Consider the following 26311-nt stretch of genomic DNA (forward strand, 5'->3'; position numbering starts at 1 on the left):
AAAATTTTAAAGTGATAATGATTTACTAATTCCTAGTTCTAATCCTCGTAATTCGGCTAAACCTCGTAATCTTCCAATACCCGAATAGCCTGGATTCGTTTTTTTATTTAAATCATCAAGCATTTGATGTCCATGGTCTGGTCGCATTGGGATATGGTAATCCAATCTGCCAGATTGTTGTCTTTTATGTTGTTCTACCAAAATTTCCTTTACAATAGAGTACATATCTACATCGCCTTCCAAATGATTAGCTTCATAAAAATTACCTTGGGCATCTCGCTTTGTACTTCTTAAATGAATAAAATGTACTCGGTCTGCAAAATGTTTAAAGATTTGTTCTAAATTATTTTCGGGAATTACGCCCAAACTTCCTGTACAAAATGTCATTCCGTTATTATTGCTCGGGACTTGATGAAATAAATAGGCATAATCATGCTCCGTACTCACTACTCTTGGAAGTCCTAGTATTTGATAAGGTGGGTCGTCTGGATGAATACACATGAGTACTTTGTTCTCTTCGGCTGTTGGTATGATTTCTTTTAAAAAATAGACTAGATGTTCTTTTAGTTTATTGGCGTTAATTTGTGAATACGTATCTAAAATAGATTGGAACTGCTCAAGTGTATAACCTTCTTCAGCTCCTGGTAAACCAGCAATAATTGTATTAGTAAGTTTGGTTTTTTCATCGTTTGTTAATGCATCAAAATAAGCTTTGGCTTTGTTTCTTTGAGCTTGTGAATAACTAGCTTCTGCATTTGGTCTTTTTAAAAGATGCAGTTCAAAAGCAGCAAAAGCGGTTGTGTCAAAACGTAATGCTCTCGAACCATCTTCAACCTCATAATCTAAAGATGTTCTGGTCCAATCCAAAACAGGCATAAAGTTGTAGCAAACAATATGGATACCGCATGTGGCTAAATTTTCTATACTCTTTTTATAGTTTTCTATATATAGTTTATAATTGCCTGTTTGTGTCTTAATATTTTCATGTACAGGGATGGATTCTACAACACTCCATACCAAACCTGCATTTTCAATGGTTTGTTTGCGTGTATGGATTTCATCAATAGTCCATACTTCCCCGTTAGGGATATGATGTAACGCAGAAACAATGCCTGTAGCACCTGCTTGTTTTATATCTGATAGAGAAACAGGGTCATTTGGTCCGTACCATCGCCAAGTTTGTTGCATTTTCATGAATTAAAATTTTATAATTATACGCCACTAAAGGCACTAAATCCGCCATCTATAGGAATTACCGTGCCTGTAATAAATTTTGCTGCATTACTGCATAAAAAGTGAATAGTACCGTTTAGCTCTTCGGTATCCCCAAAACGTCTCATTGGGGTGTTTCTAATAATGGTTTCACCTCGTTCAGTATAAGAACCATCTTCATTAGTTAATAACGCTCTGTTTTGATTACCAATAAAAAAACCAGGTGCAATGGCGTTCACACGGATATTATTGCCAAATTTTGTTGCCATCTCTACAGCCATCCAACGTGTAAAATTTTCCATAGCTGCTTTTGAAGCTGAATACCCAACAACTCGAGTTAAAACACGATCTACAGACATTGAGGAATAGTTTATAATAACACCTTCTTTTTGTGCTGCCATAACTTCACCAAAAACAAGGGATGGTAATACGGTTCCGTTTAAGTTTAAATCGGTAACTTTTTGAAAATCGTCCATATTCAAATCAAAAATGGTTTGATGTTCTCCAATAGTAGCTCCAGGCATATTGCCTCCTGCTACGTTTAAAAGAATATCAATGCGCCCAAAATTAGATATTATTTGGTCTCTTGCATTTTGTAATGCTTCTTTATTTAAAACATTACAAACAATGCCTATAGCAGTTCCTCCCTTACTGCTTATAGATAATGCTTTTTTGTTAACAGCATCTGAATCTATTCCTAAAATAGCAATCTTGACTCCCGATTTTGATAAGCTATCAGCAATACTTCCTCCTAAAACACCAGTTCCTCCTGTAATTACAGCTACTTTATTTTCGATATTAAATAAATCCATTAATGGTTTGTTTGGTTTAATATTAATGTCACGTTTTCTTAAAGAAAAGTGTTCTTTCAAAGATACTATTTGTACTGCTTCAACAAAAGGACATTTTATTCAAAAGCATGGACATATTTTTCATTCAGCCTATTTATTCATCATGGTAAATGCTATTAATTTGAACACTTTTTTTAGAGTTATTAATATTCCTTTTTAAGCTAAAAAGATGTTCTTATCCATATTTTTGAATAAAATGTCCATTCCAAGTTGAGGTGTTCGTACTAATTTTAACAAAACAAAAAGAACCAAATTAAAACATTTATTAACTAAACAATTTAAAATGAAAAAAACTAAACTATTATTTATAGCCTTATTATTTGGCTTTTCATTTATTTCTTGGGCACAGTCCACAGAAGTGTCGGGTGTGGTTCTAGATGAACAAAGCATTCCGCTTCCTGGAGCAAATATTCAAGAAAAAGGAACTACCAACGGAACTGTTACAGATTTTGACGGAAACTTTACTATATCAGTTTCTAGTGCAAATGCTGTTTTAATAATATCGTACGTTGGTTATACTACGCAAGAAGTTGCATTAAATGGATCTTCAACATATTCTATTCAATTAGAAGTTGACGCAGAAGGCTTAGACGAGATTGTAGTGATTGGGTATGGCGCAGTAAAGAAAAGTGATGCTACAGGGTCTGTAGTCTCTTTAGATTCTGAAAAATTAACAGAAATGAAAAAGACTGACGTGGCTGAAGCTATTCAAGGTAGAATGGCTGGTGTAGATGTACGTCGGGTTAATTCTAAACCAGGAGCACCATTGTCTATTAAGATTCGTGGTAATACGGTTATTAGTAGTAGTCATGTTGGTAAGGATGGTGTTAGTGACAACCTTGGAGCTGACCCAAATGGACCGTTGTATGTAGTTGACGGTATTTTTGTGGATGACCTTAGTTTTATTAATCCTTCTGATATTGAGAAACTAGATGTTTTAAAAGATGCGTCTGCTACGGCTATATACGGTTCTAGAGGAGCTAATGGTGTAGTAATAGTTACTTTAAAAGCTGGAGTAGAAGGAAAAATGCAAGTAACTTATGATGCTACATTTGGTGTTAATAGTGTAGTGAACGAACCAGACATGTATGATGGCGATCAGTATGTGAATTTTGTGAACGATGTATTACGAGGTGAACAATGGCTTGGCGTTGTAAATGGTAGTGGAGGTACAGTAACTCCAGCGGATTTTAGTAACATTGTTATTGATACGGATAATGCATTCGTTGATGACAATGAACGTAATAATGTAGCCAATAGAAATTACACCAATTGGAGAGAACTTTTACGTAAGAATAATCAATTACAAACGACGCATACTGTAGCAATGTCAGGTGGTGGAAGTGGATTAGTCTATAATACCTCTATAGGATATACTAGCGATAAAGGCTTGATGGGGATAGAAGGATTTGAGCGTTATAATATATCGGCAGCTTTAACCAATAAAATTAACGACAAATTTACAGCGGGGGTAAAAGCTTACTTTTCCATGTCAGATAGAGAAGGTGGCTCTTTAGAGTTGTTTAGAAGCTCTATGCGTTTGGCACCAACAGTAAACCCTTACAATGCAGATGGGACTATAAAAGTATTACCTGATGCACAGGATGAACGCTTTATTAATCCTTTATATGAAGTAAATGGGTCTTGGACAACACAAACAAGAACCACAAGTTTTATAGCCAATGCTTTTTTACAATATCAAGCTACGCCTTGGTTAAGGTTAAAAACTAATTTTGCGCCAGAATTCTCAAACACAAGATACGGAGAGTATAGAGGATTATTAACAAAAGCCGCAAGGAATGACCCCTCAAGAACAAGGTCTATTTACAACACTTTTTATTCAAGAAAATATAACTGGGATAATACAGCAGATTTTAATTTCGATATTAATGACGATAACAACTTAAAAGCGACATTAATTGCAGCGTTCTCTTATGAAGATAATGAAGGCTCTGATATTCAAACACGAAATGTAAGTTCAGACCTATTTGATTTTTATAATACTGGCGCAGGTTCAGATATTAGAGGTTTTAACTCTTTCTTTTCAAAAGAAACAGTTGCTTCATTTGCAACACGTATAAACTATAGTTATAAAAATAAATATTTGTTAACCTTTACTGGACGTTATGATGGTGCTTCAAAATTGGCTAAAAACCATAAATGGGCATTTTTTCCATCTGCTGCTTTAGCATGGAAAGTATCTGAAGAGAAGTTTTTACAAGATGTTAATTGGTTATCTAGCCTTAAATTAAGAGTAAGTTATGGAGAATCTGGAAATTATAATTCTGTAAGACCTTATGATTCGCAAGCAACTTTAAATCAGGTTGACTACTTATATGGTGGTGCTTATGCACTTGGAAATACTATTGGTAACCTTGTTAATAACGAATTAACATGGGAACGTTCTAAAGAGTTCAATGTAGGTGTAAATGCAAGTTTATTTGGAGGTAGAGCAAGGTTAGAAGCAGAATTTTATAACAAGAAGACTATTGATGCTATTTTAGGAAGGCCCTTATTAGGATTAGTATCTTTTGATGCATCAATTGGTAATTATGGTTCTGTACGTAATAAAGGTATTGAGCTAGCTTTAACAACAGTCAATATAGACAATGGTAATTTTAAATGGGAAACCAGTTTAAATTTTGCAAAAAACACCAATGAACTTTTAGAGTTAGATGGTGATATAGATACCCAACCATATGTCAGACACGGTGTTAGAAAGATAGGAGAATCTTTAAATGCTATGTATAGCTATGAGAAATTAGGTATCTGGCAGTTAGATGAAGTCGATGAAGCAGCAGATTACGGTGCAGTACCTGGGATGTATAAGTTTAAGGATCAAAATGGTGATGGAGAAATTAATGAGGAAAATGATAGAGTTGTTATTGGTTCTCATGATCCAGATTGGATTGGAGGTATGACAAACAACTTTAGCTACAAAAATTGGGACTTTAATGTTATGGTATATACCAGACAAGGTGTTTTAGGACACTCAGAGTTTTATCAAAATTTTGCACCTCACCAAAATGACAAAGCTAAATTCAATAAGATTAATTTAGACTATTGGACACCTACAAACACAGGTGCTAAATATCCATTACCAGGAGCTGCGCTCTCAAATGGAGATGCTAACGAGTGGTATTTTGAAGATATGTCTTTTGTTAAAGTAGGTAATATTGGTATGGCATATAGCTTTACACCTCAAGTACTAGAAAAATTAAACTTATCTACACTTAGGTTATCGTTAGATATAAAGAACCCTTTCATTTTTACAGATTATGAAGGACCAGATCCAGAAACAGGATTGCAAAATTCTTATGGAATGGCGTATTCAACAAAATCAGTAATATTTGGATTAAAAGTTAAATTTTAAAAATAAAATTTTAAGAAGATGAAAATTCATAAAAAATTAAAATACATATTTGCAGCTATTGGCTTATCAATAAGTTTAGTAGCCTGTGACAGCTATCTTGAAGAAGAAAACAGGTCTAATGTTACTGCAGAAAACTATTATACCTCAGATAACGCTAATGAGTTGGTAACAGCTGTTTATCAATCTTTAAGAGAGGTTTATAATAACTATGATCAGGCATTTTACGGCACGGATATATTCACTCAACAAGGGCAATTATTTAACATTGATCCATTAAATGAGTACTCCAATATGTCTGGTACCGATGCCAACGACTCTTGGTACGACAATTATAAAGTAGTAAGTAGAGCTAATATTACTATTAATAGATACTTAAATCAAATATCTTGGGCAGACGCTCTTATAGGACAACGCGATTTAGGCATTGCAGAAGCTAAAGCATTACGAGCTTTGGCTTATTACAACTTGGTACAGCAATATGGCGGTGTAGTTATCTATTTAAATGAAGTAGATGAAATACGATACGATTATGCGCGATCTAGTGAAGAAGATACATTTGCCCAAATTATAGCTGATTTGGAAGAGGCTATTCCTGTTCTAGAGACAAGTCCATCAAATTTTGGAAGCTTTTCAAAAAGAGCTGCACAGCATTTATTGGCAGATGTTTATTTAACTAAGGCCTATAAATCTTTTGGAACTAGTACCGATTATGATATGGCTGCTTCATTAGCAGAACAAGCTATAGGCGGGTATGACATAAGAAGCCAAACCTATGCACAGGTTTTTGATTTTGGCAATCAAGAGAATGCAGAAGTTTTATTTTCTGTTCAATACGGTTCTGAAGGGACTGATAATAGAAGTAATACTAAAAATGGAATTTTGATGAATGTTGCCTATAATTATTTAGGTATTGCTAGAACAAATAACCCTTACGGAGAAACTCAAGAAGATGTACCTTTTATTATGCCAACAGACTTCTTATATAGCTTGTTTGCAGATAATGACACAAGGGATGCTGTGACTTTTCATCGTACTTTGTACGCTACTGAAGCATCCTTGGCTGCAGATAACGGATTAGAAGATATAGCCGTTGGTGATATTGTAGCGTACTTCCCTAAAGTAGCACTTTCAGATGTAGATTTGGCCAATATGTTAAATGAGCATTACGTATTTCAACCAACAGATTATGGTTTTGATGCGGCTGTAAATGTACCAGGAGCCTTATATCAATATTCGGCAAATTTAAATGATGTGAACTTTCCAATTTTTGCAAAGTTTGATGAAGAAGCACAAGATGGCAATGGATATAGAGATTTATTTGTGTTTCGCGTAGCAGAAACTCATTTAATTGCGGCTGAAGCTTTCTTAGGAGCTGGAAATACAACAAGTGCCTTATCTCATATAAATAGAGTTAGAGAAAGAGCGACAGGGGTTATGAACCATTATGCATCAATTACCATAGATGATATTTTAAATGAACGTGCGGTTGAATTGGCTGGCGAAGAAAATAGATGGAATGTATTAAAACGTACTGGTAAATTACAAGAACGTGTTGCCATGTATAACCCACATTTTCAAGACCATGGATCTTTTAATGCAGCAACACATTTGGTAAGACCAATTCCTTCAAATGAATTGGAGCTATCAGATGGTTCATTAGTGCCAAATCCTGGATATTAATTTTCATAATTTGTTTATATAAAGTTTGAGTTAGTAGTTAGTTGAGTTGATATAGGCAGGCGAGATTTTGTCTGCCTATATTTTTTAAGTGTATTTAAGGGAAAAATTTAATGGTGCCTGTTCGAAATGTTAAAATCATTTTTAAATATTATTTGCCTGTGTTTTGTAATTGTTGGTTGTAAACATAATAAAGAAAGCCTAGTAGTAAACAATCCAGAAAATGCAAGCTATATTAATCCGTTTATTTGTACAGCAAGTGATCACGGACAAACCGATGTGGCTGCAGGTGTGCCTTTTGGTATGGTAAAACCATGTCCGGATACCAAGCCCATTGCGCATTCGGGGTATGATTATGATGCTAAAGAAATCGTTGGGTTTTCAAACACAAGGTTTTCAGGAGTAGGCTGCCGAGGCGTAGGTGGCAACATACGGATTTTACCTTTTTCAGTTTCAGAAAATGATACACTACCAAAATCATTAAGCTATTCAAAAGAAAGTGAAAAAGCATTAGCGGGCTATTATGCAGTGACTTTAAATAATGGTGTTAAAGCAGAATTAACAGCTTCAAGACAAGTAGCCTATCATAAATACACCTTTCCAGAATCAAAACATTCAGGATTAAGCATCGATTTATCAAGTTCTTTTTCAGGTCATATTTCCGAAGCACATAACATATTAGAAAAAGGTGTTATAAGTGGTAAGATTACGACGGTTAATATTTGTGGAAATGGACAATATTCATTGTATTACGCCATTCAAATAGATAAAGACATTAAGGCTATAGTTGATAAGGATTCTAAGATGATCTTTAAATTTTCAACACAACAAAATGAAGAGGTATTGTTAAAATGCGCACTTTCGGTTGTTGATGAAAACAGCGCTATTAATAACTTAAAACACTCAGAGGGCAAATTATTTTCAGAAGTAAAAGAAAACGCTTTTAACAAATGGAACGACCTGATGCAGGTTGTAAATGTTGAAACCGAAAACGACACGTTAAAAGAATTATTTTATACCCATTTATACCACGCAACTCAATCGCCATTCGTTATAAATGACAATAATGGAACTTTTAGAGGAAGTGATGGAAAACAGTATAAAACAGATAAGCGGTATTATCATGGTTGGTCTATTTGGGATACATTTAGAAGTAAATTACCATTGTTTTCATTATTTTATCCAGAACAATATTCAGAAATGATGGAATCGTTACGATTACTTTATAAACAGGGAAAGGCAGATTGGACAACAAATACGGAGCCTTTTTTAACTATAAGAACAGAGCATGCTATTGTTATGCTATTAGAAGCCTATAAAAAGGGTGTGTTACCATTTTCTTTGGCAAATGTATATACAGAATTAAAAAAAGAAGCTGAACACTTACCTTTTAAATCACCCGATAATGTGTTAGAATCTAGTTTCGATTTATGGGCATTATCAGAAATAGCAACTATTTTAGGTCATCATGAAGATGCTAAACAGTATAAAGATATGGCGTTTGAGTACAAGGCTATATGGAAAGATAAGTTTTTAAACATGGATGAAAATTCAGATGTTATGCATGGTGATGGTTTGTATGAAGGCACTTTATGGCAATACCGCTGGTTTGTACCCTTTGATATTAAAGGCATTCAAGACTTGGTGGGAGGAAAGGATACTTTTGAAAAGCAGTTAGATTATTTTTTTGATAATGAGCTTTTTAATATGGGTAACCAACCCGATATACAAGTCCCATATTTATATGCCTATACCAATGCGCCATGGAAAACCCAGAAATTAGTTGATAAATTATTGAATAAAAAAACCAACAATTGGTACGGTACACACAAGAAATTTGAACGTCCTGTTGTTAAAAAAATATTTACTGCAACTCCAGAGGGGTACATAAAGGAAATGGATGATGATGCGGGTACTATGTCATCATGGTATGTGTGGTCCACAATGGGTTTGTATCCTGTTTTTCCGGGGAGTACACAATTGGCATTAACCACACCTCAGTTTGATAAAATAACTATAGAAACATCTGATAAACCTTTGCAAATAATAGCAAACGGACTGTCTTCAGATAATATATTTATACAAAGTGTAACGTGGAATGGAGAAGTCATCAACGAGAGTATTATCGACTTCAATCTAATTTCCAAAGGTGGTAAATTACAATTTGAATTAGACAATATGCCCAATACTAATTGGGGTAAACAAAATTAAATTATGATATTAAAATCAAAACATTTTCACCTTCTTCTAATGGGGCTTTTATTGAGCTTGTTTTTTGTTTCCTGCAAAGAATCGCCTAAAGTAGTCATAAAAACCACTGAGATTGAGGCTGTAAAAGATTATATAAAGAAAACCAATGACAAGGAATATATGGTTACCAAATATGGTGTGGTTGGAGACGGAACAACCCTAAACACCGAAGCCTTACAGAAACTGATTGATGATGTTGCTAGAAGTAATGGAGGTACCTTAGTTTTTCCAGAAGGTAAATACTTGTCGGGAGGACTTCAAATGAAATCCAAAGTAAGTTTGTATTTAACCGAGAAAGCGGTGCTTTTAGGAAGCACTAACCCTTATGATTATGAGGATGTTCCTATGCCAGATAGACCAGAATCACCCAAACGCGATGACTATTCTAATATGGCTTTTTTAGTAGCCTATAAAGCTAATAATTTTAAAATTTATGGTGAAGGTAAAATTGACGGACAAGGGCGTGCATTAGCCTTAAGTGTTGATAGTTTGCACCATACAGGACAACGAATAGACCCTAAATATAATTACCGTCGTATGCGCCCGAATGAAACAGCAAGACCGAAGTTGTTTAGATTTTCAATGTGTAAAAATGTAGAAATTCTAGATTTAAACTTACACAATGGTTCTTGTTGGGGACTTTCATTTGAACTTTGTGAGAAGTTAAAACTTGATAACCTAAAGGTAGTAAATAGAGCCTATTGGAATAATGATGGTATGGATATTACCGATTGCAAAAATGTACAGGTTACCAATTGTGATGTTGATGCCGCCGATGATGGGATTTGCTTAAAATCATATTTCCCAAAGTATTTTAATGATAGTATTTATGTGGCTAATTGCACCATTAGGTCTAGTGCAAGTGCCATAAAATTTGGTACAGCATCTTACGGTGGCTTTAAAAATGTAATCATTGAGAATATTAATGTGTTTGATACTTTTCGCTCTGTAATTGCCATACAAAGTGTAGATGGTGGAGTAATTGAAAATATAAAAGTCTCAAACATTACTGCAAAAAACACAGGAAATGCTATTTTTATCCGTTTAGGACATCGTGATGGAGAAAAACCAGGGTCTGTTAAGAATATTCATATTTCAGATATAAAAGTAGAAGTTCCTTTTGGAAGACCTGATATAAATTATGATTTAAGAGGGCCAGAAGTTAACTTTTTTCACAACCCATTTCCAGCTTCAATAGTTGGTATTCCAAACTATAATATTGAAAATGTACGTATTGAAAATATTGAAATCACCTACCCAGGAAGAGCGTCTAAAGGGATGGCGTATGTACCGCTAAGTAGATTAGATCAAGTGCCAGAAAAAATAACGGATTATCCTGAGTTTTCAATGTTCGGAGAGCTTCCATCTTGGGGCTTTTATGTAAGGCATGTAAATGGGATTTCATTTAAAAATATTAACCTGAAATTAGAAGCTGATGATTATCGTCCCGCTTTTATTTTCGATAGCGTAGAAAACATCGTTTTAGAAAACATCAAAGTTCCAGATGCGAATCATAAACAAATTGTTTTAAAAGATGTTAAGGAGGCTAACTTAGATTCAAAATTAACATTAGAAAAAGAAATACTATAGATTTATACGACATGAAAAGTTTCCGTTTTTTAAAATACGTTGTTGTTACATTGCTATGTATTGCTTGTCATCAAAAAGAAAAGCAATTAAAAAATAGACCATATGTAAACTACGTAAACCCATTAATAGGTACAGCACCTTCTACAACTATTAGTGCTTTAAAACACGGTCATGGTAAAGAAAACAACGCTCAGGTAGTCCCTTACGTAACTGTACCTTTTGGTATGACCAATTGGACACCGCAGACCAAGGCAACCGAAACCAAATGTCATGCACCTTATTATTATAAAGATTCTATTATTTCTGGTTTTAGAGGCAGTCATTGGCTAAGTGGTTCTTGCGTACAAGACTATGGTAGTATGACAATTATGCCCATTTCTGGGGATTTAAAATGCCTTCCAGAAAAAAGAGGTTCAACCTATTCTCATACTTCAGAAAAGGCAACACCTTACGAATATCAAGTGTTGTTAAATGACTATAATATTGATGTAAGAATGACAGCAACTAAGCGTTGTGGACTGTTAAAATTTACATTTAATAACGAAGGCGAATCACATATTGTTATTAATCCAAATAGTGATGAAGGTCAGGGATTTGTTAACATCGATACCCTTAGAAATGAAATTACTGGCTTTAACCCTGTACATAGAATTTATCAGGGATGGGGTGAAGAAGCAGGGTTTAGTGGCTATTTTGTAGCACGTTTGAGTAAGAAACCAAATAGTGTTGGCGTCTATCAAAATGAAACCATTTTTAAAGGCGATACAGAAATTTCAAATTTAGAAAACTTAGGAGCTTACGCATCTTTTAACTGTAAGAAAGGCGATATAATTTATGTAAGCATTGGCACCTCTTTTACAAGTATAGCACAAGCTAGAAAAAATTTGGAAGCAGAAGTAACTATTAGTCATGAAACCGCTACCAACAATTTAAAATCAACTTGGGAACAGTTACTTTCAAAAGTAAAAGTAGAAGGTAAAAACGAAGATGATAAAGTGAAATTTTACACCGCTTTATATCACAGTTTTTTACAACCAAGAACATTTAACGATGCAGATGGTACTTATGTAAGTTTTGCAAATGGCAAAAAAGAGTTAAACGCAGGCAACGTTGATTATTTTGTAGATTTCTCTATGTGGGATACCTATAGAGCATCACATCCATTGTTCAATTTAATCACACCAAAAGTTAGTGCAGACATGATGCATAGTCTGTTTTTAAAAGCAGAACAAGGGGAGTGGTTGCCCATTTTTCCGTGTTGGAATAGCTATACGTCTGCCATGATTGGGGATCATGTTATTGCTACTGTTGCCGATGCCTATATGAAAGATATTATTAATATAGATGATAAACAATATGCCTATTTGCTTAAAAATGCATTTCAAACACCATCAGATTTTAACGATTATAAAGATGGAAAGGGACGGCGAGCATTGAAATCATATTTAAAATATGGCTATATTCCTTTGGAAGATGAAGTAAAAGAATCGTTTCATACCAACGAGCAAGTATCACGAACATTAGAATATGCCTTTGATGATTTTACACTTAGTCAAGTAGCCACAAAAAAAGGCGATGTAAAATCTGCAAAAACCTTAAAGAGGAGAGCTTTAAATTATAAAAATGTATATAGCACTCAAGACAGTTGTGTACGCGCTAAATATGCAAATGGTAAGTTTATTGATTCCTTAGATAAATTTGTTAGACAACCCTATATTACGGAAGGGACACCATATCAATATACATGGTATGTGCCACATGATGTTAAGGGTTTGGTTAATTTAATGGGTGGAGATGATGGTTTTAATGCCAACTTAGATAATTTTCATGAGAAAGACCAATACTGGCATGGTAACGAACCTGGGCATCAAATCCCGTTTATGTACAACTATTCTGGGCAACCATGGAAAACCCAAGAATTGGTTTCAAATATCATGAAGACTGAATACAGTAGTGATGTTGGTGGGTTAAGTGGTAATGATGATGCAGGACAAATGTCTGCTTGGTATGTTTTTGCTGCTATGGGCTTTTATCCTGTAGCACCATCAGTTCCAGAATATGTGATTTCTGGTCCTCATTTTGATGACATTACTTTAGTATTAGACTCAGGGAAAACATTACGAATAAGAGCAGAAGGCACTTCCGAAGGAAAAAAATATATCCAAAGTATAACGTTTAATGGAGAACCATATCATAAAACCTATTTCAATCATTTTGATTTAATGAAAGGAGGAAACATTGTTTTCACCATGGGAAATACTATAAATACAGATTGGGGAACAAAAGCTAATAGCAGACCTTTTTCTATGAGCAAATAACAAAATTAGACTTACAATCATTACAGACCTGTCAGGTTTTCAAAACCTGACAGGTCTAGATATCAAAGCGAAGTTGAAGTATAACAATTGAAACGTAATATATACACATGAAAGGAAACGTTATTTTAATGATTTGTATGTGGTTGGTTTTTAGTTGTAGCCAAAGTTGTAAGGAACAAACAAAATTAAACGAGATCCAAGTAATTGGCAGTCATAATTCGTATAAACGCCCTATAGAAAAACCGCTTTGGGAGTATATATATGCTATAGATTCAGTTAGAGCATTGTCATTACAATACGGGCACATTTCCATAGAAAAGCAATTGGATTTAGGACTTAGAAACTTGGAGTTGGATGTGTTTTACGACCCCAAAGGCGGTCATTTTTCAAACCCAAAGGGATTAGAGATTGTAAAGAAATTGGGACAACAACCCTTAGCTTTTGATGAAGATAACAAACTAAGCAATTCTGGACTTAAATTATTCCATGTGCAGGATATTGATTTTAGAAGCCACCATTTATTATTTAAGGATTGTTTAAAAGAAATGAAATTGTGGTCTGATAAAAATTCAAACCATACGCCAATTATTGTTTTGATGAATACCAAAGACAAAATTATTGAGCGCCTAAAAGAACCAATACCTTTTTCAAAGGAAGCTTACAACGATTTGGATAATGAAATTAGTAGCATATTTTCAAAAGACCAATTAATTACTCCAGATTTGGTACGAGGAAAATTTAAAACCTTAGAAGAAGCCGTTTTAACAAAAGGATGGCCAAATTTTGACGATGTAAAGGGACGATTTCTATTTGTTTTAGATGAAAATAAAGAAAAGATAAACCGTTATTTAAAAGACCACCCCAATTTAGAAAACCGTATCCTTTTTGTAAATAGTAAAGAAGGGAACCCAGAAGCGGCATTCAGAATTGTAAATAATCCTATTAAAGATTTTGGTTATATTAAAACATTAGTAGCTAAAGGTTATATGGTAAGAACTCGTGCCGATAGTGGCACGAAAGAATCCCGCACTAATGATTATTCAAAATTTGAAAAAGCAAAAGCATCGGGAGCTCAAGTTATTTCAACAGATTATTACATCCCAACCACACTTTATAAATCAGATTATAAAGTGATTTTTGATGATGGCACATACGAAAGAATTCAAAAAAACTAATATGTTTTTAAAAGGACTAAAAATAAAGTTATGTATTGTTATGATGCTATTGAGTGTTAAAATCAATGCGCAAAAAAAGGCAAATTTCCCTATGGTTTCAAATGAAGGAGTAGCTTCCATTGTTACCGATGCCAAAGATGCTAAAGTAGTTGCAATAGCTTCAAAGATGCTTGCGGATGATGTTTTTAAAGTAACAGGAGAAACGGTCTTAATGAATCAAAAAAACGCAGCATTTCAAATTATAGCGGGAACCTTAGGAAAAAGTAAGCTTATTGATAAATTTATTGCTAAACAAAATATTGATGTTTCTAAACTAAAAAACAAATGGGAAACATTTAGTATTCAAGTTGTAGAAAATCCTTCAGAAGATATAAAAAAAGCATTGGTTGTTATTGGTTCAGACAGACGTGCTACCGCTTATGGTTTATTGGAGATATCTCGTATGATAGGGGTGTCCCCGTGGGAATGGTGGGCAGATGCTACTCCTAATAAAAAGGATGATTTGGTGATTTCGGTTGAAAACAAAGTATATGGTACGCCATCGGTAAAATACCGAGGCATCTTTTTAAACGATGAAGACTGGGGTTTACAACGTTGGTCAGCACTAAATTACGAACCCGAAACTGGAGATATTGGCCCTAAAACCTACGCTAAAGTATTTGAGTTATTATTGCGTTTACGTGCTAATACCATTTGGCCCGCAATGCATAAATGTACTAAAGCATTTTATCATTATCCTGAAAACAAAAAAGTAGCAGACAATTATGCCATAGTTATTGGAAGCTCACATGCCGAACCTATGTTGTGTAACATTAATGCGGAATGGCAGCATGAAAGTATGGGCGATTATCGTTACGATACCAATTCTGAAGCCATAAAAAAACTCTTTGTTAAACGTGCTAAAGAAACAGAAAATTTTGAAGGAATCTATACCGTTGGGATGCGGGGAGAACATGATTCCCCTATGATTGTTGGAGAACATGATACCGATTCGCAAGTAAATCTTTTAGAACAGGTTATTACAGACCAACGTGATATTCTTAAGAAACACTCCAAAAAAGGAGTCCGTAAACCACAGGCATTTGTGCCCTATAAAGAAGTGCTTCATTATTACCAAAGTGGTTTGGATTTGCCAGAAGATATTACCTTGGTTTGGACTGATGATAACTACGGGTATATTCGTCAGTTAAGTAATCCTGAAGAACAAAAACGAAGTGGAGGAGCAGGGGTTTACTATCATACCTCTTACTGGGGGAGACCTCATGATTATTTATGGTTAAATTCTACCAATCCTGTTTTGATGTGGGAAGAAATGTCTAAAGCCTATGAGTTTAAATCTCAGGACATTTGGATTTTAAATTGTGGCGATATTAAACCCCACGAGTATAATATGGAGCTGTTTTTAGATATGGCCTGGGATATGGCGCCTTTTAAAGATAGTAAAGCGGTAGGAATACATCATCTAAATTGGGTAAAAAGAGAATTTGGGAACAAACATGCTCAAGCAATTAATAAAGTAATACAAAAGTATTACACATTAGCTTTTAAAAGGCGACCAGAATTTATGGCATGGAGTCAGGTAGAACCAGTTACTAAAGCAGGTAAAACCGAATTGACTCAATTTCATTATGGTGATGAGGTTTCAAAACGTATTGATGCCTATGCTAATTTAATAGATGAAGTAAACAACATAAAGTCTCATATATCACAAGAAAAACAAGATGCTTTTTATCAGTTGATTTATTATCCAGTTATAGGTGCTTCAAACTTAAATCTTAAATGGTTGTATGCTTATAAAAATGAATTTGTAGCGAGTCAAGGCAGACAAAGTGCAGCTTTTTATGCTACGAAATCGCATGACGCCTTTAAACGAATTCAGCAAGAAACAGCATATTATAACGATACACTTAAAAACGGAAAGTGGAAGCATATCATGAATATGTCTCCAAGACATTTACCTGTATTTTCAGAACCAACAGCTTCTATACCTCTTAAGAAAAAGCGTAATGCACTTGGAATAGCACTAGAAAGTTATCAAATGGAAGTCAATCATAATATCATAAATAGTTATGCTGATGTGTTGCCCGTTTTTAATGCCTATACCAAAAACAGCTATTATGTAGATGTATTTTTAAAAGATAATGGAAATTTAAAATGGGAAGCAAAACCTAAAGCAGATTGGATTACAATCTCTAAAACCTCTGGAACCTTAAATAGTGATACCCCCGAAGAACGCCTTTGGGTAACTATTGATTGGGATAAAGTGCCTAAAGGCGAAAACAAAAAGGAAGCCCCATTGGGTCATGATTACCAATTGATACCACCGAGTTATAAGGTGAATTCGGCTATAGATTTTATATCTAATAATGAGAAAACAACTATTGGTGTGTCTGTTTTTAATCCGAAGTTAGAGGCACTAAAAAACTATAAAGATTTTGTTGAAGATAAAGGTTTTGTATCCATTTATGCTGAAAATTTCAGTAGAAAAAAGCATGGTACAGAAGCACATTGGGAAACTTTTGAGGGTATTGGTTATACAGGACAGGTAAGCGTAGCATTGCCACGAAGTGCAAATTCGGAATCTAATATTGATGATATTATTAAGAATAGCCCTGTTTTAGAATACGATTTTTATACCTTTAATTTTGGAGAAGCCAATGTATATGTTCAAGCCATTCCTACGCATGCGCCCAATAATACAAAAGGGGTAAAGTGTGTTGTTGCCATTGATGATGCAAAACCTGTACTCATTGACTTTGAAACCTTTGGAAGAAGCGATGTATGGAAACAAAATGTATTAAAAAATGCATCAGTACAAGCGGTAAAACAAATAGTCAATAAGGCAGGAAAACACACTCTAAAGATTTGGATGGTGGATCCAGGGGTTATGATAGACCAAATATTGATAGATTTAGGTGGTTGGAAAAGTTCGTATGCATTTCCTCCTGAAACTAAAATGTAATAAGGTCTTGGAGTAAGTTTAAAAAACTTAGAGAATCCTTCATCAATAGCACCAGACTTTAATCAATTTTATACTATTTTTAATAAAATTTAATTCGATTGATAACTAGAAAATTAATCATACTAATAATCTGTTTGGGTGCTTTTGTTTTACCTGCACAAGAATTATTTTTTGAGCATTATAATGAGGTTAATGGACTTTCTCATAATTCTGTTAGAAGTATTGTACAAGATGATAAGGGGTTTTTATGGTTGGGTACTTTTGGTGGTGTAAACCGTTTTGATGGTTATGACTTTAAGGTGTTTCATAGCGATATAAACAAGACAGACTATCTTCATAGCGATGACATTTTAGAAATTGTTTTAGACAAGCGAGACAACCTTTGGATTGCCACAGACTATGGGTTAACCAAATACAATATTCCAACATCTTCTTTTAAAACATACCACGCTAATAGCAAGGGTACATTTGCTTTAGTAGGCAATAATATAAGGTCGGTTTTTGCAGATGTTTCAGATAGAATATGGGTAGGAACCAAAGATAACGGCTTGTGTTATTACAGTTTTAAAAACGACCGATTTTACAAAATAAATATAGGAAATACAGACAATATCAGGTCTATTTATCAAACCCAAGATGGCAGAATTTGGTTTACAACCTTCAATCATGGGGTGTATAGCTTTTTTATTGATGAAGAAGGTAATGTGTCTCAAATAAAGAATTACGATTTACTACCAGCAGATACATTTCAAAACGACTCGGATGCATATTTTATATTAGAAGACAAGTTGCAAAATATTTATGTTGGAACTCGTGATGGACTGTACAAATTTGATAAAACCGAAAGTGCTTTTCAATTACTACGAAAGGATGATTCCATAAACGATTATTTTAGATGTTATACGGTTTCTCCAGATGGTACTTATTGGTTCGGAACTTCAAATGGTCTTATTGAATGTAACGATTTAGATGATATAGAAACAGGTCGTTTTAAGCGGCATATTCCAGATTTAAAGTCTATAAATTCTTTAGCAAATAATTATGTTATTTCATTGTGTTTTGATGATTCTGGAGTACTTTGGATTGGTACAGAAAATGGTTTAGACAAACTCGATCCTTTTGAAAACCAGTTTAAAACCATAAAGACCAACTTTACTTCAGATGGAAAAATTCCTATTATCAGCAGTTTTGCAAAAACCTATAATGATAAGCTTTTATTAGGGACACATTCTAGTGGCTTGTTTTTAAAAGAGGGTAATAGCTTTACGCAGGTTTTAAATAAATACAGAACTATTAGTAGTATATATACTGTTGATGATACCGTGTTTTATATAGGGCTATGGAATGGAAACGTGGTAGAATTTGATATCAAAAATAATACAGAGAAGCTTTTAGATGTTGGGTTTAAATCATCACCAGTACTGTCTTTTTATAAAGCGTCAAACAGCAGCCTTTTTATAGGTTCTGGTGGAGAAGGATTAATTCAATATAACTTAAAAACTGCTTCGCATGAAGTTGTTAAAGGTAATTTAAACACATTTAAGGACATTAATAAAATAGTCTCCTCTCATAATAATATTATATGGCTGGCTACAGAAGAAGGCGTTTTTAAATATAATACGATTAGTAAAGAAATAAGGCATTATGCTACCCAAGCCAATAAATCAAGTCTATCTAATAATAAAGTAAAAGATTTAATTATAGACAAGAAAGGTAAGGTATGGGTAGGAACAAGAAAGGGGTTAAACTATTACGATCCACTTTCTGATAATTTTGTGCTTCAGGAACAACCCATTGAACTAAAGAATAGCTGGGTTACAGATATAGCCATAGATAGCTTAGGGGTTATGTGGCTCAATATGAACTACAATAAAATAGCCAAGTATGATGTTAAAACCAATGAGTACCGATCATTTCATATTAATAATGGTGTAAGATCCAATCTCATTAATAAACGCGGGTTTTTATATTATGACAATTCTAGAATATATATTGGAGGCGATAAGGAAATAATATATTTTTCGCCAACAGGAATTAAGGAAAACACAAAATCGCCTGAGCCCATAATCACAGAATTTAAAATTCAAAATAAAGAGGTTATTCCTGGTGGTGAAATTGAAAAACAAACCATTTTAACCGAAGATTTAAATTATTCGAAAGCAGTCGAATTAAACTATAATAACAGAAATTTTTCCGTTCAATTTTCATTACCATCTTTTGCTAATGAACGTTTAAATGAGTTTCAATATAAATTGGAGGGTTTTGATGAAGATTGGAATACTACATCCAGTAGTTCAAGGGTAATTCAATATACAAACTTATATCCAGATGATTATGTTTTAAAGGTTAAAGGCGCCAATAATAATGGGTATTGGAGTAAGGAGTCCAGTTATAACATTACTGTATTACCTCCATTTTGGCTTACGTATCAATTTTTTATTATTGTTTTAATTATTATTTCGGCTTTAATTTATCTTATTCGGAAACAAATAAAGTACCGCATTAGTTTAAAACAAGAATTACTTTTGGAAAAGGTAAGACGAGAACGCGATGAAAAATTAAACAACGAAAAATTACGCTTTTTTACTAATATATCTCATGAGTTACGAACCCCATTAACACTTATTTTAGGACCAGTAAAACAGCTTCTAGGAAATGAAAATATAAGTACATACGATAAAGGAAGGGCTAATTTAATTCATCAAAATGCCAATAGATTATTACGTTTAGTAAATCAAATATTAGACTTTAGACGCGCCGAATCTGGAGAGTTAAAGCTACGTGTGGCAAAAACAGAGGTTTTACAGCACACAAAAAGTATTTTTAATTCTTTTATAGAACTAGCGCAATCTAAGCGTATAAGTATGAATTTAAATGTTGAACATACTACATTAGAATGTTGGATAGATTTAGATAAATACAACAAAATACTTTACAATTTACTCTCTAATGCAGTAAAATTTACAAATGATTATGGCAATGTCGATTTGTTTATTGGCGTTGAAGAAGGCGAACAAAGAAAACTTGTAGTTGAAGTTAGTGATGACGGTATAGGGATACCAGAAAGAAGTATTGATAAAATTTTCAACAGGTTTTATCAAGCTAAAAATAGTAAAGAGAACACCACAGGAACAGGTATAGGATTATCACTTGTTAAAGCATTGATAGAGATACATAAGGGTGATATAAAGGTTGAAAGTGAACCCGATTTTGGTAGTATTTTTACTGTAACATTTCCAATATATAAAGAAGCCTATAAAGAAGATGAAATTTTTGAGTTTACCCAGAATAAGGTTGATACTAGTGAGTTTGAAATAGTGAAGGCAAAAAAGGCTAGAAACAATACCGAGATAAAACATCGTGTTTTGGTAATAGATGATAACCGTGAACTAAGGAAGTTTCTAGTAGAATACTTATCTGATTTTTACAAGGTTTATGAAGCAGATAATGGCGAAAAAGGTTTAGAAGTTTGTAAAAAAGTAAAGCCCGTGCTTTGTGTAGTAGATGCTATGATGCCTGTAAAAGATGGTTTTGAATTTGTTGAAGCTCTAAAAAATGACCCTAATATTAGCCATACAGCGGTAATTATGTTAACCGCATTAGCAGAAAATGAGAACAGAATTAAAGGCTACAAAATTGGGGTGGATGGGTATTTAGTTAAACCATTTGACCCTACATTGCTAAGAACCAGAATAGACAATGTCATAAAAATTCATTTCGATTTAAAACAAAAGTTTTTAGGTGATGTAGAAAGTGATGTCATTACACTTGCCAATTCGCAAATTGATATAGATTTAATATCTAAAGTCACAAGGCTTATTGAAGAAAATATTGGAAATCCTGAACTTAGCACAAGTTTTTTGTGTAATGAATTAGCAATGAGTTCTTCCAAACTATACAGAAAGATAAAGCACTTAACAGATTTATCTCCAAATGAATTTATTAGGACTATTCGGTTAAAAAAATCAGCAACAATGCTAAAAACCAAAAATTATAATGTTTCAGAAGTATCTACTATTATGGGATTTAATGACCCATTATACTTCAGTAGGGTTTTTAAAAAACAATTTGGGTATTCGCCTAGTAAATTAATAAAGTGATTATTAAATGTATGTATTCATTAAATTATTAGGTCTTTGATTTTACAACGAATACGCCTTACCACCTGTAAGTTTCTCTAAGTCATCACAATAATAGGCAGAAGGTATGGGATCATAGACTAATACATTTTTGGCTATTTCTTGAGATTTAACATATCCAGTAACTGCTAATGATTTTAGAGTGTTTAAAAGCTCAGACGTTGTTATAATTAAAGCTTCAGGGTTTGCTTCCCGTGCTTCATCTACTTCGTCTTTTACTTTCATGTGATTATCTAGAAGTGATTTATAGTCCTCTTCAGTAACTTTATTTATACTCTCGTTAAATTCAGATTTAATAAGTGCAACGACCTTAGTAAATGAAGCTTTGACCTGTGCTTGCTGGTCATCTTCTAAAACTTTATCAAAGTACCTGTCAATAAATTGAGGCACATTAACTTCTGTAGCCGAAGGAATATCTGTTTTTGGTATAAAAACATCAACCAAATTAGTTATAATAATGCCTTGTTCAACACTTAAAAATTCTGGAATCCAAGTTTCAGAATCGTTGGTGCAACTTTGAAGCAAACTTGCAACGGTTGGTGTAACAACTAAAAAACCTGCTGATAAACCTAAACTTTTTAATACATCTCTTCTTTTCATTTTAAAAAATTTTAAGCGTTATTTTTTTTGAATTCCTTTGCAGCATGGTTTGCAGCTCTGGCTGTAAAAGCCATATAAGTTAATGACGGGTTTTGACAAGCAGATGAGGTCATAAACGCGCCATCTGTAACATATACATTTGTACAAGTATGTATTTGGTTGTATTTATTTAAAACCGAGGTTTTTGGGTCATGTCCCATTCTTGCTGTTCCCATTTCATGAATACCTAAACCTAATGCATGCGCTTCTTTTAAGTCATAGCCTTCAATATCTTTAAAGCCGCCAGCTTTTAAAACCTCTATGGCTTGCTCTTGAATGTCTTTACGCATAGCAAGTTCATTCTCTCCAAAACCAGCATCAAAGGTTACGGTTGGTAAGCCCCATTCATCCAGTTTGTCATAATCTAAATACATTCTATTGTTATGGTCAGGAAGCACTTCTCCAAAGCCTGTGAAATTAATCTGCCACTGTCCTGGTTTTAAAATGGCTTCTTTTAATTTAGGGCCATATTTTAATTCGGCAATGGTTTCAGTAACATCTGCTTTATACGCACCACCTTGTAACCCATAACCACGTTTAAATGTTTTTTGATCCGTTTTTCCACCAAGGTTTCTAAATCTTGGAATGTATATGGCGTTGGCACGTCTTCCTTTTACATATTTATCTTCAAATCCTTCGGCTACAGCTCTGGCACCTACACGGAAGTGGTGATCCATAATGTTATGCCCTAACTCACCACTATCATTTCCTAAGCCATTCGGGAAACGTTCAGATTTTGATTGTAGTAAAATGGATGTTGAAGCTATGGCTGATGCACATAAGAAAATAATTTTCGCTTTATATACAAAGGTTTCCCTAGTTTCAGAGTCAATAACTCTTACTCCTGTAGCTTTTTTTGTTTTGTCGTCATAAATAACTTCATGTACAATAGAGTTTGGTCTTAAAGTCATATTTCCCGTAGCGCCTGCAGCTGGTAATGTAGATGAATTACTGCTAAAATAAGCACCATAAGGGCATCCTCTCATGCATCTATCTCTATATTGGCAGGTACTTCTGCCTAAACCAGGTTTTGTGCCTTCGGTAATATGTGCAATTCTACCAATAGTTAAAACTCTATCATCATATTCTTCGGCAATTTTTTCTTTAAGATGCTCTTCAACACAGTTCATATTCATAGGTTTCAAATACTTACCATCAGGTAATTGTTCTAAACCTAAATTTTCACCGCTAACCCCAATATATTCTTCAACATGGTCATACCAAGGTGCAATATCTTTATAGCGTACAGGCCAATCTACAGCAATCCCTTCTTTTTTATTGGCTTCAAAATCTATGTCGCTCCATCTTAAACTAAGGCGTCCCCAAGTTAACGAGCGCCCACCCACATGGTAGCCTCTAATCCAATCAAAACGCCTGTCTTCATTATAATGGTGCTTTAAATCGTCAACAAAAAAGTGCTGATGACCCTCATTAGTCACATAATTGGTTCGGTGTTGTTTCGGTTTACGTTTTATAGTTTCGTTGGAGGCTATATCATCCCCATTAGGGAAATCCCACGGGTCTTTATGTGCGGTATGGTAGTCTTCAATATGTTTTATCATTCTTCCGCGTTCAAGAACCAGAGTTTTTAGACCGTTTTCACAAAGTTCTTTGGCGGCCCAACCTCCAGAGATTCCTGTGCCAACTACTATGGCATCATATTCTTCTTCAAGCGGATTATAGCAAGCTGTGTACATTTATTTAGTTTTAGTTTAGTGTTTTATCAAAAAGATGCAATGGTTTTTTGCATTTTGTCTCGAACGTAATTTGTGCAAGAATCGCATCAAATTTTATTAAGACAATTATAAATATATAAAGAAATACGTTTTTTAAGGCAGATAAATAAGAGACAGACAAAATAATGTTAAAGTACGACAATATAGTGTAGGCAAGCTGCTAAATGATTTATAAATTTACATGTTATAATACAACTAAATATACTAAAAATGAACGCTAAAACTTTCAAACCACTATTAAATATAACTCTTGGAGTTATCATGCTAAGCTTTTTTGCATGCAACAATAAAACTAAAAAACAGGGCGCTATGGAAACAAATGAAGTAAAAGAAGAAGTTGTTGAAGCAGCTCCTTTTTTTAAGGTGTCTTTGGCACAATGGTCTTTGCACAAATCTGTAAGAGAATCTGGTGTGAGCCCTTTTAATTTTGCAAAAGAAGCAAAATCTTTAGGTATTAATGCCATAGAATATGTAAACCAACTTTATACTAAAGAGATTGAAACATTAGGTTTTGATGCGGTGATAGATTCTCTTAAAGCTGAAAGTGAAAAACACGGTGTGACGAACGTTTTAATTATGATTGATCATGAAGGGTATTTGGCACATCCTGATGAAGCTAAACGTAATGAGGCTGTAGAGAATCATAAAAAATGGGTGGATGCTGCTAAAAAATTAGGTTGTCATGCTATTCGTGTAAATGCTTCAGGAACTGATAATCAAGAAGAATGGGATGTGGCTGCAATTGATGGTTTGAAACGATTAGCGGAGTATGCTGCTACACAAAATATTAATGTACTGGTAGAAAATCATAATGATTTGTCTTCAAACCCTGTAGGGTTAGCAAAAGCAATGAAAGCTATTAACCTACCTAATTGTGGTACTTTACCAGATTTTGGGAACTGGTGTATTAGAAAAGATGAAGCAGGAACATGTACTGAAAGATATCCAGATATTTATGAAGCCACACAAATGTTAATGCCTTTTGCAAAAGCGGTAAGTGCTAAAACCTATAATTTTGATGAAACTGGAAACGAAACAACTATAGATTTTGTTAAGATGATGCAAATTGTAAAAGATGCAGGCTATACAGGCTATGTTGGTATTGAATATGAAGGCGATGAGTTAGGTGAAAAAGAAGGTATAATAGCTACCATGAAGTTACTCGAAAAAGCAACAGCACAGCTTAAGTAAAAGAAGGATATAAACTAACGATACTATAACTATGGAAAACATTAAAAATAATAGACTTTTTATTGCAAGTTGTTTTGCTATGATTACTACTGCCATGACTTTTGCTATTCGAGCAAGATTAGAAACAGTATTTGGGCCAGATGGAGTTGGACTTACTTTAGAGCAGATAGGCTATGCATTTTCGCCTGCGTTTTTCGGATTCACCATTGCCATGATTATTGGAGGCCCATTAGTTGATATGCTTGGGATTAAAAAGATTACTTGGATGGCATTTATAACGCATTTAATTGGAATTATATGGACGCTAATGGCAGATTCTATGACCTCCCTGTTTCTAGCTACCCTGTTTATTGGTATCGGTAATGGTATGGTTGAGGGGGCTCTAAATCCTTTAATGACTGTTATGTATCCTAATGATAAAACAAAGATGATAAATAGGCTACATGTTTGGTTCCCTGGTGGTATTGTAATTGGGTCTATTATTGGTTGGTTAATTATGGACGTTATGGGAATGAAATGGGAAATAATGGTAGGTACGCTATTTATTCCATTGGCAATTTATGGTATTATGTTTTTTGGGCAAAAGTTTCCTTTAACAGAACGTGCAAGGTTAGGTATTAGTAGTAAAGATATGCTTAAAGGCGTATTCAGCCCTTTGTTTTTATTCATGGTATTTTGCATGCTTTTTACAGCTGCTTCAGAGTTAGGAACTACACAACGTATTGAATCTTTATTAAAAGAATCAGTAGCAGCCCCATTACTTGTTTTGGCCTTTATAAATGGTATTATGGCTTTAGGTCGATTATTTGCAGGACCAGCTATACATAAATTTAGTCCAGCAGGAATGTTATTATATTCGGCTATTTTTACTTTTTTAGGGCTTTGGTTATTAACTATTACAACAGGAGGTATGACTTTTGTTGCTGCAGCAATTTTTGCGATGGGCATCACTTTTTTCTGGCCAACTATGTTAGGTTTTGTGGCTGAAAATTTACCAAAAACTGGAGCCTTAGGCTTATCTATTATGGGTGGAGCAGGCATGTTTTCTGTATCTTTAGTTTTGCCAATAATGGGAAAATTAATGGATGATGCTAATGCAGCCGAAGCCTTAAGAACCATGTCTATTTTACCTGCATTTTTAATTGTGGCGTTTATAGGGTTAAATATTTATATGAAAAAAAGAAAAGCAGTATAATTT

The 26311-nt window shown here is 34.1% G+C and carries 14 protein-coding genes; 10 read left to right on the plus strand and 4 right to left on the minus strand.

From position 1 onward, the window contains the following. Positions 1–6: 6 nt before the first annotated feature. The gene (gene uxuA / locus Q0739_RS09925; protein ID WP_298238594.1) at positions 7–1188 is read right to left on the minus strand and encodes a mannonate dehydratase; all 1182 of its coding nucleotides are present in this window, start codon (positions 1186–1188) and stop codon (positions 7–9) included. A gap of 23 nt (positions 1189–1211) precedes the next feature. After that, positions 1212–2084, minus strand: a complete 873-nt coding sequence (locus Q0739_RS09930) for an SDR family oxidoreductase (protein WP_366140788.1) — start codon at positions 2082–2084, stop codon at positions 1212–1214. Between the two features lie 262 nt (positions 2085–2346). Here Q0739_RS09930 and Q0739_RS09935 point away from each other — a divergent pair, with 262 nt between their 5' ends. From Q0739_RS09935 to Q0739_RS09970, 8 genes are all read left to right on the plus strand, one after another. Then, the gene (locus tag Q0739_RS09935) at positions 2347–5436 is read left to right on the plus strand and encodes a TonB-dependent receptor (RefSeq protein ID WP_298238571.1); all 3090 of its coding nucleotides are present in this window, start codon (positions 2347–2349) and stop codon (positions 5434–5436) included. Positions 5437–5454: 18 nt separating this feature from the next. Further along, positions 5455–7116, plus strand: a complete 1662-nt coding sequence (locus Q0739_RS09940; protein ID WP_298238572.1) for a RagB/SusD family nutrient uptake outer membrane protein — start codon at positions 5455–5457, stop codon at positions 7114–7116. Positions 7117–7242: 126 nt separating this feature from the next. Continuing rightward, positions 7243–9324, plus strand: coding sequence for a GH92 family glycosyl hydrolase (locus tag Q0739_RS09945; protein ID WP_298238573.1), 2082 nt, complete (start codon positions 7243–7245; stop codon positions 9322–9324). Positions 9325–9327: 3 nt separating this feature from the next. Further along, positions 9328–10953: a glycosyl hydrolase family 28 protein gene (locus Q0739_RS09950; protein WP_298238574.1), complete on the plus strand. Its 1626-nt coding sequence runs from the start codon at positions 9328–9330 to the stop codon at positions 10951–10953. Between the two features lie 11 nt (positions 10954–10964). Next, positions 10965–13271: a GH92 family glycosyl hydrolase gene (locus Q0739_RS09955; protein ID WP_298238575.1), complete on the plus strand. Its 2307-nt coding sequence runs from the start codon at positions 10965–10967 to the stop codon at positions 13269–13271. A 107-nt stretch (positions 13272–13378) separates the two neighbouring features. Next, entirely contained in the window at positions 13379–14446 is a 1068-nt protein-coding gene (locus tag Q0739_RS09960) for a phosphatidylinositol-specific phospholipase C1-like protein (protein ID WP_298238576.1), read from the plus strand. A 1-nt stretch (position 14447) separates the two neighbouring features. Beyond that, a complete protein-coding gene (locus Q0739_RS09965; RefSeq protein ID WP_298238577.1) occupies positions 14448–17408 on the plus strand; it encodes a glycosyl hydrolase 115 family protein in 2961 nt (986 codons plus the stop codon). Between the two features lie 98 nt (positions 17409–17506). After that, complete coding sequence (locus Q0739_RS09970; protein ID WP_298238578.1) at positions 17507–21508, plus strand: hybrid sensor histidine kinase/response regulator transcription factor; 4002 nt, start codon at positions 17507–17509, stop codon at positions 21506–21508. A gap of 42 nt (positions 21509–21550) precedes the next feature. Here the strand turns inward: Q0739_RS09970 and Q0739_RS09975 are convergent, their stop codons facing one another. Next, positions 21551–22147, minus strand: coding sequence for a gluconate 2-dehydrogenase subunit 3 family protein (locus Q0739_RS09975; RefSeq protein WP_298238579.1), 597 nt, complete (start codon positions 22145–22147; stop codon positions 21551–21553). 11 nt (positions 22148–22158) lie between these two features. Further along, entirely contained in the window at positions 22159–23883 is a 1725-nt protein-coding gene (locus Q0739_RS09980) for a GMC family oxidoreductase (protein WP_298238580.1), read from the minus strand. A 249-nt stretch (positions 23884–24132) separates the two neighbouring features. Between Q0739_RS09980 and Q0739_RS09985 the strand changes: the two genes are divergently transcribed. Beyond that, on the plus strand, positions 24133–25113 hold the full coding sequence (locus Q0739_RS09985) for a sugar phosphate isomerase/epimerase family protein (RefSeq protein ID WP_298238581.1): 981 nt from the start codon (positions 24133–24135) through the stop codon (positions 25111–25113). A 31-nt stretch (positions 25114–25144) separates the two neighbouring features. Next, positions 25145–26308 carry an MFS transporter gene (locus Q0739_RS09990; RefSeq protein ID WP_298238582.1) on the plus strand — a complete coding sequence of 388 codons (1164 nt, stop codon included), beginning with the start codon at positions 25145–25147 and terminating at the stop codon, positions 26306–26308. Positions 26309–26311: the final 3 nt, after the last annotated feature.

Origin of the sequence: uncultured Algibacter sp., from assembly GCF_947487605.1 — a bacterium.
GTDB lineage: Bacteria > Bacteroidota > Bacteroidia > Flavobacteriales > Flavobacteriaceae > Algibacter_D.

What these genes read in the sequence shown, in the direction of transcription:
- uxuA (WP_298238594.1), bottom strand. Translation starts at nt 1,188, where the DNA reads ATGCAACAAACTTGGCGATGGTACGGACCAAATGACCCTGTTTCTCTA.
- Q0739_RS09935 (WP_298238571.1), top strand. Translation starts at nt 2,347, where the DNA reads ATGAAAAAAACTAAACTATTATTTATAGCCTTATTATTTGGCTTTTCA.
- Q0739_RS09940 (WP_298238572.1), top strand. Translation starts at nt 5,455, where the DNA reads ATGAAAATTCATAAAAAATTAAAATACATATTTGCAGCTATTGGCTTA.
- Q0739_RS09945 (WP_298238573.1), top strand. Translation starts at nt 7,243, where the DNA reads ATGTTAAAATCATTTTTAAATATTATTTGCCTGTGTTTTGTAATTGTT.
- Q0739_RS09950 (WP_298238574.1), top strand. Translation starts at nt 9,328, where the DNA reads ATGATATTAAAATCAAAACATTTTCACCTTCTTCTAATGGGGCTTTTA.
- Q0739_RS09955 (WP_298238575.1), top strand. Translation starts at nt 10,965, where the DNA reads ATGAAAAGTTTCCGTTTTTTAAAATACGTTGTTGTTACATTGCTATGT.
- Q0739_RS09960 (WP_298238576.1), top strand. Translation starts at nt 13,379, where the DNA reads ATGAAAGGAAACGTTATTTTAATGATTTGTATGTGGTTGGTTTTTAGT.
- Q0739_RS09965 (WP_298238577.1), top strand. Translation starts at nt 14,448, where the DNA reads ATGTTTTTAAAAGGACTAAAAATAAAGTTATGTATTGTTATGATGCTA.
- Q0739_RS09975 (WP_298238579.1), bottom strand. Translation starts at nt 22,147, where the DNA reads ATGAAAAGAAGAGATGTATTAAAAAGTTTAGGTTTATCAGCAGGTTTT.
- Q0739_RS09980 (WP_298238580.1), bottom strand. Translation starts at nt 23,883, where the DNA reads ATGTACACAGCTTGCTATAATCCGCTTGAAGAAGAATATGATGCCATA.
- Q0739_RS09985 (WP_298238581.1), top strand. Translation starts at nt 24,133, where the DNA reads ATGAACGCTAAAACTTTCAAACCACTATTAAATATAACTCTTGGAGTT.
- Q0739_RS09990 (WP_298238582.1), top strand. Translation starts at nt 25,145, where the DNA reads ATGGAAAACATTAAAAATAATAGACTTTTTATTGCAAGTTGTTTTGCT.